The organism is Rhodopseudomonas palustris BisB18 (assembly GCF_000013745.1).
Classification (GTDB): domain Bacteria; phylum Pseudomonadota; class Alphaproteobacteria; order Rhizobiales; family Xanthobacteraceae; genus Rhodopseudomonas_A; species Rhodopseudomonas_A palustris_F.
In genome coordinates this window covers 3,303,622-3,320,026 of record NC_007925.1, presented here as the reverse complement: position 1 = coordinate 3,320,026, position 16,405 = coordinate 3,303,622, and the positions used below count along the sequence as shown (strand labels likewise).

At 64.2% G+C, this 16,405-nt stretch carries 14 protein-coding genes; 12 read left to right on the top strand and 2 right to left on the bottom strand.

Annotated elements, in window-relative coordinates; all coding sequences use genetic code 11:
- Positions 1–493: 493 nt before the first annotated feature.
- The 11 genes from RPC_RS15140 to RPC_RS15090 all read left to right on the top strand — a co-directional run bounded on the left by RPC_RS15140 (position 494) and on the right by RPC_RS15090 (position 11,470).
- Positions 494–1,648 carry a transporter substrate-binding domain-containing protein gene (locus RPC_RS15140; protein ID WP_011473462.1) on the top strand — a complete coding sequence of 385 codons (1,155 nt, stop codon included), beginning with the start codon at positions 494–496 and terminating at the stop codon, positions 1,646–1,648.
- A gap of 2 nt (positions 1,649–1,650) precedes the next feature.
- Positions 1,651–2,316 (top strand): ANTAR domain-containing response regulator, encoded by a 666-nt coding sequence (locus tag RPC_RS15135; protein ID WP_011473461.1) that lies wholly within the window; start codon positions 1,651–1,653, stop codon positions 2,314–2,316.
- A 9-nt stretch (positions 2,317–2,325) separates the two neighbouring features.
- A complete protein-coding gene (locus tag RPC_RS15130) occupies positions 2,326–3,564 on the top strand; it encodes an urea ABC transporter substrate-binding protein (protein WP_011473460.1) in 1,239 nt (412 codons plus the stop codon).
- 101 nt (positions 3,565–3,665) lie between these two features.
- Complete coding sequence (locus tag RPC_RS15125) at positions 3,666–4,538, top strand: ABC transporter permease subunit (RefSeq protein ID WP_011473459.1); 873 nt, start codon at positions 3,666–3,668, stop codon at positions 4,536–4,538.
- 23 nt (positions 4,539–4,561) lie between these two features.
- Positions 4,562–5,614, top strand: coding sequence for a branched-chain amino acid ABC transporter permease (locus RPC_RS15120; RefSeq protein ID WP_011473458.1), 1,053 nt, complete (start codon positions 4,562–4,564; stop codon positions 5,612–5,614).
- Positions 5,614–6,333, top strand: coding sequence for an ABC transporter ATP-binding protein (locus tag RPC_RS15115; RefSeq protein ID WP_011473457.1), 720 nt, complete (start codon positions 5,614–5,616; stop codon positions 6,331–6,333). Before RPC_RS15120 ends, RPC_RS15115 begins: the two co-directional genes overlap by 1 nt.
- Positions 6,326–7,039 (top strand): ABC transporter ATP-binding protein, encoded by a 714-nt coding sequence (locus tag RPC_RS15110; RefSeq protein ID WP_011473456.1) that lies wholly within the window; start codon positions 6,326–6,328, stop codon positions 7,037–7,039. Before RPC_RS15115 ends, RPC_RS15110 begins: the two co-directional genes overlap by 8 nt.
- Positions 7,040–7,066: 27 nt before the next feature.
- Positions 7,067–8,056, top strand: coding sequence for an acetamidase/formamidase family protein (locus RPC_RS15105; RefSeq protein WP_011473455.1), 990 nt, complete (start codon positions 7,067–7,069; stop codon positions 8,054–8,056).
- Between the two features lie 13 nt (positions 8,057–8,069).
- Positions 8,070–9,809 carry a nitrilase-related carbon-nitrogen hydrolase gene (locus RPC_RS15100; protein ID WP_011473454.1) on the top strand — a complete coding sequence of 580 codons (1,740 nt, stop codon included), beginning with the start codon at positions 8,070–8,072 and terminating at the stop codon, positions 9,807–9,809.
- 20 nt (positions 9,810–9,829) lie between these two features.
- The gene (locus RPC_RS15095) at positions 9,830–10,591 is read left to right on the top strand and encodes an SDR family NAD(P)-dependent oxidoreductase (RefSeq protein WP_011473453.1); all 762 of its coding nucleotides are present in this window, start codon (positions 9,830–9,832) and stop codon (positions 10,589–10,591) included.
- 315 nt (positions 10,592–10,906) lie between these two features.
- On the top strand, positions 10,907–11,470 hold the full coding sequence (locus tag RPC_RS15090) for a prepilin peptidase (protein WP_157043223.1): 564 nt from the start codon (positions 10,907–10,909) through the stop codon (positions 11,468–11,470).
- A gap of 16 nt (positions 11,471–11,486) precedes the next feature.
- On the opposite strand, the gene RPC_RS15085 is transcribed toward RPC_RS15090, so the two are convergent.
- Both RPC_RS15085 and gspD read right to left on the bottom strand, forming a co-directional pair.
- A complete protein-coding gene (locus RPC_RS15085; protein ID WP_011473451.1) occupies positions 11,487–11,984 on the bottom strand; it encodes a tetratricopeptide repeat protein in 498 nt (165 codons plus the stop codon).
- A gap of 64 nt (positions 11,985–12,048) precedes the next feature.
- Complete coding sequence (gene gspD / locus RPC_RS15080; protein WP_011473450.1) at positions 12,049–14,373, bottom strand: type II secretion system secretin GspD; 2,325 nt, start codon at positions 14,371–14,373, stop codon at positions 12,049–12,051.
- 343 nt (positions 14,374–14,716) lie between these two features.
- Between gspD and RPC_RS15075 the strand changes: the two genes are divergently transcribed.
- Positions 14,717–16,402 (top strand): GspE/PulE family protein, encoded by a 1,686-nt coding sequence (locus RPC_RS15075; protein ID WP_011473449.1) that lies wholly within the window; start codon positions 14,717–14,719, stop codon positions 16,400–16,402.
- Positions 16,403–16,405: the final 3 nt, after the last annotated feature.

Here is a 16,405-nt window from a genome sequence, read left to right as displayed (position 1 = left end):
CGAGCGGACGCTCGAGCGTTCGGCCCATCTCCGGGTAGCACGAATTATCAATCGGATCATCGAGTACGATCGGGTCTGCGCACGGCCCGTCGCGTCAGTAAGACCGCGGGCTCCGATCCCAACGCCGGTCTTCGGCCACGCATTTGCGCCCCGCGAAGCGGCGCGATTCCTCGGTCCGAAGAGGCCGATACGATGGCCCGACGTGGTGGCGGTCGCGCGCGCCGGCCCATGCCGTCCTGGCTACGCGAGGCCGGAGGCTCGCCAGGTGCGTAAATTTTCTGCACGAAGGCACCAATTGCGGCAGCTGTCGCCGCATCAATGCGCTTGACTGGAGATAAGATCTCGAAGACCGTATCAACCATGCGTTGGGCAAATGAGCCCAGAGACGAGCGACACACAACGATTTCCAACACCGCGCTGTCGAGCGCGTTTGGTTGGTGGCGAAAGCGCCCACGGCCTCACGGCCGGCGGGCGCTTTTTTTTGGATTGAGCGATGCTACGAAAGACGTATCGGATCGGCGTGATGCTATCGACGACGGGCTCCTACGGCGCCGTCGCGCGTTCGATGCTCAATGGCGCGACGCTTGCTTTCCAAGAGATTGCCGCTGCGGGCGGGGCGCCGCTGCTGGAGCCGGTGATCGTCGATCCAGCCGGCGATCTGGCGCGCTACCGCGCGCTCAGCCTGGAACTGCTGTCGTCAGGAGTGCGCCACGTGGTCGGCTGCTATACATCGTCGAGCCGCAAGGAGGTGATCCCGTGCTTCGAGAAGTGCGATGGATTGCTATGGTATCCATCGCACTATGAAGGGTTCGAGAGTTCGGACAACGTCATCTACACCGGTGCAGCGCCGAACCAGCACGTGTTGCCGCTGGTGGACTATCTCGTCGCGCGTGTCGGCAAGACCGCGTTCTGTATCGGCTCCAATTACATTTGGGCTTGGGAGAACAACCGAATCTTCCGGGAAGCGCTGATGGCGCGGGGCGGCAGCGTGATCGCCGAACGCTATTTGCCGGTCGGCGACACCGACGTCGATCGCGTGGTCGAAGCGATTGTCGACCAGCGGCCGGATTTCGTCTTCAACAATCTGATCGGCAGTAGCGCCTATTCGTTCTTCCGCGCGCTGCGCCGCGCCTGTCGCGCCCGCGGCATCGATCAGGTCGCTACGATCCCGGTCGCTTCCTGCACGCTGTCGGAGCCGGAGCTCGCCGAAATCGGCGAAGATGCAGTCGATGGCCATCTCTCCTCGAGCGTGTACTTCTCCTCGGTCGGCGGCGTGGCGAATGCCGTCTTCCGTCGCGCCTATGCCGCGGCGTTTCCGCAGGGGCCGGCCTCGTCGGCCGACGCCGAATCCTCCTATATCGCGGTCAAGCTGCTCGCGGCGGCGTTGCAGCAGGCCGGAACCGACGAGGCCCGCGCTGTGCGCGCCGCGGTGGCCAATCAACGGTTGGCTGCGCCGCAGGGCGAGGTCCGTATCGATCCGCAGACCTATCATGCCTGGTTGACGCCGCGGATCGGCCGCTCGACGGCCGACGGACAGTTCGACGTGCTGCTCGAAGCCCAGCAGCCGATTGCTCCCGATCCCTATCTCGTCCAGACCTCGCCGCGGTTCGCGACCGCGATGCGATCTCCGCTATTGAGGGTGGTGTAGGCATGACTTTGCAGCTTCTGCAGAATTTCAAGGGCGGCCGCGCGCTGGTGGTGATGGAGCGCTCGAGCAGAGAATGTGCGTTGGAAACCACGCTCACCAAGCTCGGGGTGTCCTGCCACTATCCAAGCATCGTCGACGGCCACGCGCAGATCGATTTCGCCGCATTGCAGGCGGATCGCGACATCCTGTTCATCGATGGCGATCTCGGCGACGCCGTCGCGATCGAGGTGAACCCGGCCTCGCGGTTGCCGCCGGTGCCGGTGATCGGTCTGGTCGGGGTCGAGGCGCCGAGCCGGCTCAAGGCGCTGGTCAATCTCGGGGCCACGTCGTTTCTTCGCAAGCCGGTGCATGGCGGCGCGGTCTACACCTCGCTGTTTATGGGCATCAACCAGTTTCTCCTGCGCAGCGAGATGCACGAGCGCGTGCAGTCGCTTGAAGAACGCCGGCGCGGACGCCGCGCGGTGCTGCGCGCGGTGGTCCAGCGGATGCGCGACACCGGCCTCGATGAGGACGGCGCCTACGCGCAGCTGAGGCGGGAGAGTATGGGCGCGAGGCAGTACCTGGAACTCTATTGCGAGAACCTGCTGAGCAGACGGGCCAAGCCGCCCGACGACACCGACCGCATCGGCGCTCCGCCGCTGCAGCGTGGACATCAACGAGCGATCTAGGAGATACACATGAACCGAACTGTAGTTCGGGGACTGCATGCCGCAGTCCTCGCGGGGACGCTTGTCCTCGCCTCAAATATGGCCTTCGCGGAGACGCCGATCAAGCTCGGCGTGCTGGAAGATCAATCCGGCGACTTCGCGGTGGCAACGATCGGAAAGGTGCACGCGATTCAGCTCGCCGCGGAGGAGATCAACAAGTCCGGCGGCATCATGGGCCGTCCGCTCGAACTGGTGATCTACGACACGCAGTCGGACAATACGCGCTACCAGGAATTCATGCGGCGCGTGCTGCAGCGCGACAAGGCCGACGTGGTGTTCGCGGGATTCTCCTCGGCATCGCGCGAAGCCTATCGCCCGATCGTCGATCAGCTCAACGGCTTTGCCTTCTACAACAACCAGTATGAGGGTGGCGTCTGCGACGGACATATGATCGTCACCGGCGCGGTCCCGGAGCAGCAATTCTCGACGCTGATCCCCTACATGATGCAGGCCTACGGCAAGAAGGTCTACACGCTCGCCGCCGACTATAATTTCGGTCAAATCTCGGCCGAGTGGGTCCGCAAAATCGTCAAGGAAAACGGCGGCGAAATGGTCGGCGAGGAATTCATCCCGCTCGGCGTCTCGCAATTTTCGCAGAGCATCCAGAATATCCAGAAAGCCAAGCCGGATTTCGTGGTGACGCTGCTGGTAGGCACCGCGCAAGCCTCGTACTACGAGCAGGCGGCCTCGGCCAACGTCAACCTGCCGATGGCGTCGTCGGTCAATGTCGGCCAGGGCTACGAGCACAAGCGCTTCAAGGCGCCAAGCCTGAAGGACATGTACGTCACCACCAACTACATCGAGGAGATCGACTCCCCGACGGCCAAGGCGTTCCTGGCAAAGTTCAAGGCCAAATTCCCCAACGAGCCCTATGTCAATCAAGAAGCCGAGAACTCCTATCTCGCGGTCTATCTGTACAAGCAAATGGTCGAGCGGGCGAAGTCGACCAAGCGCGACGACATCCGCAAGGTGATCGCGCAAGGCGACGTCTGCATGGACGCGCCTGAAGGCAAGGTCTGCATCGACCCGAAGAGCCAACACATGTCGCACACCATCTATCTGGCCAAGGTCGGCGCCGATCATTCCATCACCTTTCCGAAGGTCTGGGAGGGCATCAAGCCGTATTGGCTCGGCGACGCCGGGTGCGACCTGACCAAGAAGGATCCGACGGCGCAGTACACGCCGTCGAATCCGCCGCCGAAGCCGTAACCGACGACGCGACGCTCCGGGGGTGCACCGCACCTCCGGGGCGGCCGTGGCGACCGCAGCGCCGCTGCGGTGTTCTCAAACGACACGATGCTGGATCCGACATGGACATCACGACGCTGGCCTTCTCTGCGCTGTTTCAATTCGGGGACGCTTTCGCGTTCCTGGTGCTGTCGGCCTGCGGGCTTGCGGTGATCTTCGGCATGATGGGCGTGATCAACCTCGCGCATGGCGAGTTCATCATGTGCGGGGCCTATGTCACGGCTGCCACCGTGCATGCGGGGCTGCCGCTGCCGCTGGGGATCGTCGCCGGGGCGCTGGTTTCGGCGCTGGTCGGCATGCTGGTCGAGTTCGTCGTGGTGCGTCACCTCTATGAGCGCCCGCTCGACACCATCGTGGCGACCTGGGGGATCAGCCTGATCGCGACGCAGGGCACGCTGATCGCGATCGGATCGACGATGGGCGGCGTCGGCACGCCGTTCGGCTCGTTTCAGGTCGGGGCCTACTCCTATTCGATCTACCGGATCGTGCTGTTCGCATCGGCGCTCGGCGTCTTGGGCGGGCTGTACGCCTTGTTCAATTGGACATCGTTCGGCGTCAAGGCGCGCGCCACCATTCAGGTGCCGCACATGGCCAACGCGCTCGGCGTCGATACCCGTTGGATCTACAGCTTGACCTTCGCCTGCGGTGCGGGCCTCGCGGGCCTCGCCGGCGGGCTTTACGCGCCGACCATGACGCTGGTGCCGACGATGGGAGCCACCTTCCTGATGGAGGCCTTCGTCACCGTGGTGATCGGCGGCGCCGACGTCTTCCTCGGCACAGCACCCGCAGCCGCAGTGCTCGCCGTGGTGAAATCGGTGATGACCTCCTGGCAGGGGCAGCTGTTTGGCCAGATCGGCTTGCTGATCGCCGTCATCGTCGTGGTCCGCGTGCTGCCGAAGGGCATCTCCGGATTTCTGTTGCGCGAACGGACATGAGGAAGACGACGGTGAGTGGTTTGATGTCCTTGTTTCGACGCCTCGAGGGCCCGCAGACGGTGGGGCGAGGGCCGGCGTTCTGGTCGCTGTTCGGCGTCGTGTTGCTGTCGGCGCTGGCCTATCCGCTGATCAGCGACGGCTACACGGTGGGCAACACGGTGTACTTCTTCGTCTGGGTGTTCATCGCGCTGAGCCTGTGTCTGATCTGGGGATACGGCGGCGCGTTGTCGTTCGGCCAAACCGCGTTCTTCGGCATCGCCGGCTACTCCTACGGCATTCTGACGATCAATTTCGGCTCGGCCTATGGGCTGACGCTGGTCGCGATGCTGCTGGCGATCGGCGTTGCCGCGTTGGTGGCGGTGCTGCTCGGTTACTTCATGTTCTTCGGGCGCATCGAGGGCGTGTTCCTCGGCATCGTCACCCTTGCGGTCACCCTGATGCTGGAACGCTTCATGGCGCAGACCGCCGGGCCGGAATGGCGGATCGGCAGCGCGCGGCTGAACGGCTTCAACGGCATGAGCGGGATGCCGCCGCTCACCATCCCGTGGTTCGACGGACCGATCGTGCTGTTTGCCGATGTCGGACTGTACTACTTCGTGCTGGGCCTGGTCATTGTGGTCTATCTCGGCTTGCGCATTCTGGTGAACTCGTCGTTCGGCAACGTCATCGTGGCGATCCGTGAGAACCCGCAGCGCGCCGAGATGCTGGGCTACGACATCCGCAAGTTTCAGCTCATCAACTTCGTGATCGGGGCGGCGCTCGCCGGGATGTCGGGCGTGCTCTACACCGCCTGGGGGCAATACATCACGCCGTCCAGCATGGGCATGACCTCGGCGGCGTTGCCGTTGATCTGGGTTGCGGTCGGCGGTCGCAGCGACCTGACCTCGACGGTGATCGGCACGCTGCTGGTGCTGGCCGGCTTTCAGGCGCTGACGATCTACGGCAGCCAGTATGCGCTGGTGGTGATGGGCGTGCTGTTGCTGCTGACGGTGCTGATCGCGCCGAACGGCCTGGTGCTGGGCGCGATGAACTGGATTGCGGGACTGGTCTCGCGCAGCAAGCGGGAGCGGAACTGATGGCGCTTCTCGAGCTCCACGATCTGAACAAGCATTTTGGCGGTCTGCACGTCACCAACTCGGTCAATCTCGCCTTCGAGCCCGGCGAGATCCATTGCCTGATCGGGCCGAACGGCGCCGGCAAGAGCACGCTGTTTCGGCTGATCCTCGGCGAGTACCGGCCGGGCTCGGGCGAGATCCATTTCGCGGGTGAAGACATCACCGCCCTGAAGCCGTTCGCCCGGATCGGGCGCGGGATGTCGGTGAAATTCCAGGTGCCGGGCATCTTCAAGGGCCTCGCGGTCCGGCAGAATCTGGAGATCGCCCTGCAACGCACCCACCGCGGCGCCGAGCTCAATCACGAGATCGACCGGCTGTTGGCGTTTCTCGGCCTTGAGGCCGAGCAGAAGCAGACCGCGGGCAATCTCAGCCACGGCCAGAAGCAGTGGCTGGAGATCGGCATGGCGATCAGCCTGAAGCCGCGGATGTTGCTGCTGGACGAACCGACCGCCGGCATGTCGCCGGAAGAGACCTTTCAAACCGGCCAGATGGTGCAACGGCTCAATGCCGAGGGCATGACGGTGCTCGCGGTCGAGCACGACATGGCGTTCGTCCGGCAGGTCGCGCAGCGCGTCACCGTGCTGCATCTCGGCCAGGTGTTCGCGCAGGGCACGATCGAACAAATCGTCGCCGACGAGCGCGTCGCAGCGATCTATCTGGGGCAGGCTCATCATGCGTAAGGAAGTCATCCTCAACACCGTCGGCCTGCGCGCCGGCTATGGCGGCAAGCCGGTGCTGCAGGGCCTCGAGATCGAGGTGCGCGAGGGCGAGATCGTCGCGGTGATCGGGCGCAATGGCGTCGGAAAATCCACGCTGATGAAAAGCCTGATCGGGCTGGTGCCGCCGATGGACGGCTCGATCGTGTTTCGCGGCGAGGCGATCGAAGCGCTGCCGGCGTTCCGCCGGGCGCGGCTCGGCATCGGTTACGTGCCGCAGGGGCGCGACGTGTTTCCGCGGCTCAGCGTCGGCGAGAACATCGCGGTCGGCGCCGCGATCAAGGGCGGCCTGACCGACGCAGGCAAGCAGCAGATCATCGAGACGTTTCCGATTCTCGGCGAGCGATGGAGCCAGCCAGCCGGCACGATGTCCGGCGGGCAGCAGCAGCAGCTGGCGATCGGGCGGGTGCTGATCGCCGACCCCGACCTCATTCTGCTCGACGAACCCTCGGAGGGAATCCAGCCCAACATCGTGCAGGATATCGCGCGCGACATGGTGGCGCTGAACCGCAAGACCGGCGTCACCATTATCCTGGTCGAGCAGAATCTCGACATGATCCGCGCCATGGCGCAGCGCTGCTACGTCATGGAGAAGGGCCGCATCGTCGCCGATCTCGATCGCAGCGCGCTCGACGACGAAGCCGAAATGCGTCGCCACCTCGCGGTTTGAATTTCAACAATGGAAAAGGAGCTCATCATGGACTGGCAGACGGATTCGATTATGGCGCGCAAGGGCGTCGCCAAGGGCGTGGCCGGCACGAGCCACGCGATCACCGAGGCCGACCAGGGCAAGTATCACTATGTCTACGGGCCCTATGTCGATCCGATTCTGACTGTCGATCCCGGTGCGGTGGTGTCCGCCGAAACCCATGACGCCTTCGAGGGCGCCATCAAATCAGAGACCGACATTCCGTCGAAGATCCTCAACTTTCCATTTCTCAACCCGCAGAATGGGCCGATCTATGTCAACGGCGCCGAGAAGGGCGACGTCCTGGCTGTCTCCATCAAGAGCATCGTGCCGCGTGGGCCGCAGCCGCGCGGCACTACCGTGGTGATGCCGGAGTTCGGCGGCCTGGTCGGCACCGGGCAGACCGCATTGCTCAATCCTTCGCTGCCGGAGCGGGTCAAGAAGCTGCACATCGATCTGGAGACCGGCACCAAATGGAACGACAAGATCACGCTACCCTATGAGCCGTTCATCGGCACCATCGGAACCTCGCCGGAAATCGAGGCGATCTCGTCGCTGGTCCCGGATTACTATGGCGGCAACATGGACCTGCCGGATGTCGGCGTCGGCGCTATCATCTATCTGCCGGTCAACATCAAGGGTGGGCTGCTGTATCTCGGCGATTGCCACGCCGCCCAGGGCGACGGCGAACTGTGTGGCGTCGCGATCGAGCATCCCACCGTCACCACCTTGCAGATCGATCTGATCAAGGGCTGGAACATTCATTGGCCGCGACTGGAGACCAAGGACTTCATCATGTGCATCGGCTCGGCGCGGCCGATGGAGGACGCCGCGCGGATCGCCTATCGCGAGCTGTGCCGCTGGATGGCAGCCGACTACGGCTTCGAGGAGATCGACGCCTACATGCTGCTGACCCAGACCGGTCGGGTCCGGCTCGGCAACATGGTCGATCCGAAATACACGCTCGGCGCTTCGATCAAGAAATCGTTCCTGGTCTGAGAGGAGAACGGCGATGTCGCGCAAGATCCAGGTTGCCACCGTCCAGTTCGAACCCACCATGTTCGAAAAGGAGCGCAACATCGCCGGTCTCCTCGCTCTCTGCGAGCAGGCGGCGCAATCCGGCGCCCGGTTGATCGTGACGCCGGAAATGGGCACCACCGGATATTGCTGGTTTGATCGCGCCGAGGTTGCGCCCTATGTCGAGCCGATTCCCGGGCCGAGCACCGATCGCTTCGCCGCGCTGGCGCGAAAATACGATTGCTACATCGTCGTCGGCCTGCCGGAGGTCGACGACGACGGCATCTATTTCAACTCCGCGGTGCTGATCGGGCCGGAGGGCGTGATCGGCCGGCATCGCAAGACCCATCCCTATATTGCCGAGCCGAAATGGTCGGCGGCAGGGGATCTGCACAACCAGGTGTTCGAGACGCCGATCGGGCGCATCGCCATCTTGATTTGCATGGATATCCATTTCATCGAGACCGCGCGCTTGATGGCGCTGGGTGGCGCCGACATCATTTGCCACATCTCGAATTGGCTGGCCGAGCGGACCCCGGCGCCGTACTGGATCAGCCGGGCGTTCGAGAACGGCTGCTACGTGATCGAAAGCAACCGCTGGGGGCTGGAGCGCACAGTGCAGTTTTCCGGCGGCAGCTGCGTGATCGCGCCGGATGGCGGGATCGCCGCCGTCATCGATGGCGGCGACGGCGTGGCGATGGCGGAGATCGATCTCGATCTGGCGCGGGCGCGCCGTGTCGCCGGCGAGCCGGTGTTCCAGCGGCGCCGGCCGGAGCTTTACCCTGAGCTGCTGACCGACACCTTCAGCTGGAATCCGCGCGATTTCTTCAAGCTGTACGGTCATCAGCCATGGCCGGAGGGCAAGTCGTCGCGGGTCAGCGTCGCGCAATTTGCGCCGAGCTCCGATGTGGACGGCAATCTCGATCACATCGACGCGCTGGCTCGGCAAGCCAAGGCCGACGGGGTCGAGCTTGTTGTGTTTCCGGAACTGGCGATCAGCGGTCTGATCGACCCGGCGCAAGCTGCGCAGGCGATTCCGGGCCCGGCGACCGATCGGCTCGGCGACCTCGCCAAGCAGCTGTCGCTCTATCTGGTCTGCGGCATCGCCGAGCGAGCCGGCGAACTCACCTACAACAGCGCGGTCCTGATCGCACCGGACGGCGCATGGACGGTCTATCGCAAGACGCATCTCACCGAAGACGAGCGCAGCTGGGCGACCGCAGGCGACGACTGGACCGTGGTCGATACGCCGCTCGGTCGGATTGGCCTGCTGATCGGTCATGACGCGATGTTTCCGGAAGCAGGCCGCGTGCTGGCGCTGCGCGGCTGCGATCTGATCGTCTGCCCGGCGGCGATCGCGACCCGGTTCAGCTCGCCGCATGCCGGCACGGCGGTCGCGCAGCCGGCGCCGATCCCGACCGGGGCCGATCCGTATCACTGGCATCACTTCCGCGTCCGCGCTGGCGAGAACAACGTGTTCTTCGCCTTCGCCAATGTGATCGATCCTGCGCGCGGTTACGCCGGCCTGAGCGGCGTGTTCGGCCCCGACACCTTTGCCTTTCCACGCCGCGAAGCCATGGTCGAAGACGGCGAGGGCGTCGCCACGGCGGTGATCGACACCAGCAATCTCGACAGCGTCTATCCGACCAATGTGGTGCGGCGGAAGGACCTGGTGGCGATGCGGATGCCGCACAGCTATCGGCCGCTGATCCAGGCGGTGGCGGGAAATTTCTGAACACGGCAACGGAGCAGACCATGGATCTCGGATTGAAAGGCGCAAAAGTGCTGGTGACCGGCGGCACCAAAGGGATCGGCCGGGCCATCGCCGAAACCTTCGCCACTGAGGGCGCGGATGTCGGCGTCTGCGCCCGTAGCGCGGCGGACGTCGAGAGCACCGTCGCTGCGCTGAAAGCCATGGGCGTTGCAGCCTATGGCGGCGTGGCGGACGTGGCTGACGCCACGGCGCTGAAGGCCTGGGTCGAGACGATGGCGAAACAGCTCGGCGGGGTCGACGTCGTGGTCGCCAATGTCAGCGCGCTGGCGATCGGGCAAGATGACGAAAGTTGGGAGAAGGAATTTGCCACCGACATGATGGGCACGGTGCGGCTGGTCAACGCCGCGATGCCTTATCTTGAATGCAGCGATGCCGCGGCGATCGTCACGGTGGCGAGCGTCTCAGGCCGCGAGATCGATTTCGCTTGCGGTCCCTATGGGACTTTCAAGGCGGCGATCATCCATTATACGCAAGGACTGGCCTATCAACTCGCCGGCAAGAACATTCGCGCCAATTCGGTATCGCCCGGCAACACCTATTTCGAAGGTGGCGTGTGGGACCAGATCAAGCACGGCAATCCGGAGCTTTACAACACAGCGCTGGTGCTCAATCCCACCGGCCGGATGGGGACGCCGCAAGAAATGGCCAATGCGGTGGTGTTCCTCGCCAGTCGCGCGGCGAGCTTCATCACCGGAACCAATTTGGTCGTCGACGGCGCGCTGACCCGGGGTGTGCAGTTCTGACGGCACACGCCAAGGGGCGGTCAGCCGCTCGGAATGCCGCGCGACGAGAAAGGTCAGAGTTGTCCAGGGGCCGCACCGCGCAACCGCGCCCAACGGTCGCGCGGTCGGTTGCCTTTTCGACTCCCCTTCACTAATCACGTGGTGTAAGGCGGCTGCAAGTCGCTTATAACGCATTGCAAGCGCGCGACCGATTTGGCTCTCATCCGCGCGCGGACAACCAATGGAATCGATGGCGTGAGGTCACGCGATGAAATTCCGGGCCGCAGGCCGGTGTCGGCGCGGGAAGCTGCCGCAACGGCGCTCCTAGCAAGGCCTGTGCGGCTGTTCCAAGCTGCGATCCCTGTTCTGGCGACCGGAGTGCCGGCGGTGGTGGTCAGCATAACGGCCGTTGATGGCGTCGACGGATGGCTGGGGGCGGGACTGGCGCTGATCATGCTGGCGATCGCGGTCGTCGATCGTCGGCGCTTTATCATTCCTGATGTCCTGACCGCGACGGCGCTGGCGCTGGGAATCGTAAACGCGATCGTGGCGGGGCGCGACGATGCGGGCGCAGCGCTCGTCGACGCGACGCTGCGCGCGATGGTCCTCGGCCTGATGTTTCTTTCGTTGCGGATGATCTATGCCCGGCTGCGCGGGCGTCAGGGCATCGGACTGGGCGACGTCAAGCTCGCCGCCGTCGCCGGCCTATGGCTTGGCTGGTCGACCATGCCGATCGCGGTTGAGATCGCCGCGGTGTCTGCGCTTATGGTTTACGCGGCGCGCCGTTACATCCTCCGGCATGCCGTTCGGCGGAGCAGCCGGCTGCCGTTTGGCTTGTACTTCGCGCCGGCCATCTGGCTCGGCTGGCTTCTGGAGGCGACCGTGCTCCGGAGCGGGTGATGGGCCGGCGCTCCGTTCAAAAGTCCGGACCTGCCGACCATTGCCGAGCGAGCCATTGACCCTCGGCGATCTGGCCGCGTGTCATCTTCGATGCCACCGCGTTGCGAAGATTCTGGTATTTGCCGCGGAGCTGTTTCGGCGCGCGGGCTGCGGCGAGATTGAGCCAGGCGTACGCCGCAACCTCGTCGCGCGGCACGCCGTGGCCCTTGTCGTACATCAGGCCGAGCAGATACTGCGCCGTGGTATTGCCCTGTTCAGCCGAGAGGCGATACCAATAGCTGGCTGCATCGTAGGCCTGCGGAACGCCTTGGCCCGTCGCATACATGAACCCGAGCATAGCCTGCGCACGGGCGTTGCCGCGTTCGGCGAGCGGTGGAAGCAGCCGTGCGACCTTGACAAACTCGCCCCGGGCGAATGCGGCGCTAGCGGCGCGAACGGAATCCGCGAAGGCCGGACGGGTCACTGCGAGCGCAACGACGACGGTGACGAAAATCAATTTGGCTGATCGCTCCATGTGACCCCGCGGTTACAAGTGCCTCGCGCTGCCGTCGATCCACCCCGTTCAGCGGTGCCGCCGTTCAGCGGTATTTGGCGGGGACGGCTTGTCCCGACCCGACCGCCCCGATCGTGCCGCGAAGTTTGGTACGCAGTTCCTCGGCGACGAAATGCGCGTCCGAACCGTCGCGAATGATCTGCGGACGGATGAAGATGATCAATTCGGTTCGCTTCATTATCTTCTCGGTCTGCGAGAAGACGTCGCCGACCCCTGGAAGCTGGTCGAGCCCCGGAATGCCGGACCGGGTTTTGTTCTGGGTATCGCTGATCAGACCGGCGAGCAGCACGGTCTGGCCGCTGGCGACCGCTACCGAACTCTTGACCTTGCGGGTCGACACCGTTGGCGTCAGCGAGTTGGTCGAGGTCGATGAAGACGACGAGGTTGACGAGCTCGCGACCGGATTGCTGATCTCCTGCTCGATCTCCAGCCTGACATTGCCGTTGGCGTTGATGCGCGGCACGACCTGCAGCAGGATTCCCGTGCGGCGATAATCGGTGGTATTCGCGATCGTATTGCTGCTGCTGAGCACGGTGGCGCTGCCGGTCTGGATCGGGATCTCGTCGCCGACCTGAAGAGTCGCGACCTGATTGTCGATCACCACCAGCGAGGGATTCGACAGCACTTTGACCTCGGTGATTGCGTGCAGGGCGTTGAGGATTGCCTTCGGCGAGGATCCCGAACCGACCAGGAAATTGAAGCCGGGGATTGCGCGATTGAGCACGACGTCGCTGGCGGCGCTGATCAGCGCCGAACTTGACGCGGTGCCGAGCGATCCGCGGTCTGCCGGCATTCCGAAATCGCGGCTGGTGAGGTAGGTCTGAACGCCGAACTGCAGGTCGTCGGTCAGCGTGACTTCGGCAATCGTGGCATCGATGGCGACCTGGAGCTGAGGTTGGTCGACTTGTCGTACGGTTCGCTCGACGATGCTGTATTGCTCCTGGCTCGCGTAGATCAGCAACGCGTTGTTGACGGTGTCGGCGGTGATCCGGATGCCGTCCAATATGTTCCCGGAGCTGCTCTCCGCCGTTCCGCTACGCCCACCCGGCGAGCCGCCGCTGCGGGCATCGAACAGGCTGCCCTGCGCGCCGGACGGCGTTGCCGGCGCGTTCGTCGTGGCGGCGCCGCTGCTTGCGGTCTTCGCGCCCGTTGCAAAGCCGCTCGATGATTGGCCCGCCGATAGCCGGTTGAGTGCGGAACTGCTGCTCGAACTGGCCGCTAGACCGGACCCCGGCGCGATTTGGCCGGCGGCGCTGTCCAGCGCCGATGACGACCCGGTTGCGCCGCCACCGCCAAAAATCTCATTGAGGACGCGCGCAATCTGTCGGGCTTCGCCATATTTGACGCGGTAGACGTGGATCGCCGAACGCCCGGTGTTGGTCGTGTCGAGGCGCTGAATCCAGGTCTCGACGCGACGCAGCAGTTCGGACTTACGGGTCACCGCAAGCACAGCGTTCATCCGGCTGATGGCCTGGAACTTAATCATGCTCTGCGTCACGCCGCCTTCACCGGAATCCACGATCTTTTCCAGTTCGGCAATGATCGGCTCGGGGTTGCTGTTCTGGACCGGGAATATTCCGACCGACTGTCCGCGCATCCAATCGGCATCGAAGCCGAGCACGAGATCGACGGCATTGCGCCGCTCGCTGCCGGTGCCTTGAAGCAGGATCAGGTTGCGGCCGGTGTCGGCCCGCACCATGCCGGGCTTGGTGCCGAAGCTGTCGACCAGTTTGACGACCGTTTGCGCCGAAACATGCTGCAACGGCACCACCGAGATCCCGTAGCCCGCCTCGGTCCGCTCGGCTGCATCGGCCGATCCCACCCCGACCGCATCGGCCTGCGGCATCAGCCGGTAGGCGGCGTTATCGCGCACCAGCGCGACGCCGCCGATCCGCAGCGCGTTCTCGAGCGCGAACAGGATGTCGGACTTCGGCACCGGACGCCCCGACGACAGGCTGATGTTGCCCTGCACGCGCGGGTCGATGACGTATCCGATCCCGAGGATGTCGCCGAGCACGACCTTGGCGACCGAGGCGACCGGGGTGTTTTCGAAATTCAATTCAAAGCCGTCGCCGCTGGTCGCGGAAGCCGGCGGTGCCGTGGCGGATGCCGCCGCATTCTTCGCCGGATCGGCCGGGTAGATTGTCGGCTTCATCGGACGTCCCGTGCTCAGTTCGGCCGGGCGCATTTGGCTGGGATATCGCGGCAGCAGATCGATGGAGCGGATTCTTTCGAACACATCAGGGGCTTGGTCGGCGTCGGTGTCGGCGATCGTGTTGCACCCGGCGAGGATCGCGCCGAACACCACGAAATGGACCAACAAACCAACTCGGCGCGTTACTCGGCCCACTGTCTGCCTCACTGATACGCGCGCCTGTTTCGGTCGCCGGTACGACGACGAGGCGTATGATATTCCCTAACGAATCCGTGTGACGGCAATGTGTGGTGTGGTGAGAAATATATCAGATCGTGGTGCACGCGGATCGGTGATGACGTGGCAAAAGACGCTCCAGCGGCGGCGCTTCGCGTTCGATCGACGCGCCATATCGTGGTCACTTAACGGTATCGATATCATATTGAGATCCACCAATGCATCATATGTAACTCGCCGTGTCACATTTCCAATCGCATGCCGGAGGTAAGAAGCCCGGTCACCGTCCGTGGTCTCGACAACGAATTGGGACACGTCGATAATGGATCGGACTGCCCAGGATTTTGTCGCGCATTTTTGCCGCGAGAATGCTCTAGCGGCGGAATTCGCCGGCCGCGGTGCTGTTGCCGCCGGGGCGGCCGACGCCGACCGCGGCCTGCGTAAACTCTGGGAGATCAGCGAATTGTCGGCGAGTGAGTTCGCCGACGCGGTGGCACGGTTTTACGACCTGCCGCGAACTACGCTTCCGGAGCTGATTGCAGCGCAGTCGCAGGCGCATCGGTTCTCCCGCCGTTTCTTGCGGGAGATGGCGGTGTTTCCTTATCAGTCAGCGACCGGTGAGCCGATCGTCGCGATTGCCGATCCGAGCGACCACGCGTCGATACGGGCGGCGGCGATCGTGTTCGGCGCCGCCGTCAGCACCCAGGTCGCTTCGTTTGAGGACATCGCGACGGTGCTCGATCAGCGTCTCGGCGAGGATCACAACTCCGAGGACGAAAGCGTCGCGAGCATCTCGTCGCAGGACGACGACATCGACAATCTGCGCGATCTGGCCAGCGGCGCGCCGGTGGTCCGCGCGGTCAACGATCTGTTCGAAAGCGCGGTCGAACTGCGGGCCAGCGACATTCATATCGAGCCGACGCGCACCGCGCTGATCGCGCGGATGCGGATCGACGGACTGTTGCGCACCGTGCCGACGCCGGCCGGGGTGCCGCCGCAAGCGGTGATTTCCCGGATCAAGATCTTGGCGGGTCTCAACATCGCGGAACGGCGGCTGCCGCAGGACGGCGCTGCTCGGTTCCGTGCGGCGCGTTCGGAGATCGACATGCGCGTTGCGATCATGCCGACGCAACACGGCGAGTCCGCGGTCATCCGCTTGCTGCCGAGGGACCGCGGCCTGCTCTCGATCGAGAAGCTCGGCTTCCTGCCGGGCGACGAAGGCAAGCTCCGCGGCATGCTGACGCTGCCACACGGCATGATCGTGGTGACCGGGCCGACCGGGAGCGGCAAGACCACGACGCTTGCCACGGTCCTGTCGGTGCTCAACCAACCGACCCGGAAGATTTTGACGATCGAGGATCCGGTCGAATACGAAATTCCGGGGATATGCCAATCCCAGGCCAAGCCGTCGATCGGTCTGACCTTTGCGACCGCGCTGCGCGCCTTCGTCCGCCAGGACCCCGACGTGATCATGGTCGGAGAGATCCGCGACGCCGAAACCGCGCATGTCGCGATCCACGCGGCGCTGACCGGCCATCTGGTGCTCACCACGCTGCACACCGAAACCGCGGCCGCCGCGGTGCCGCGGCTGCTCGACCTGGGGGTGGAGGCGTTCTTGCTGCGCTCGACGCTACGGGCGGTGATCGCACAACGCCTGGTTCGTCAGTTGTGCGATCGATGCAAGGCCGGCCGTGCTTTGACCGAAGCCGATATCGAGGTCGATCCGCGCTATGCCGCCATTGGGCTCAAACTCGGCGAGACCATCTTCGAGCCGGTCGGCTGCGAGCGCTGCGGCGGTACCGGGTATCGCGGCCGCTGTGGCGTGTTCGAGATCTTGGAGATGAGCGAAGACGTCCGCCAGTTGATCGACCAGCAATCCGATTGGGCCTCGATCGACAAGGTCGCGGTTCGCAACGGCATGACGACGATGATCGATGACGGCCTCGCCAAATGCCGCTGCGGCATGACCTCGGCGGCCGAGATTCTTCGCGTCACCACGGTGCGGTGACGA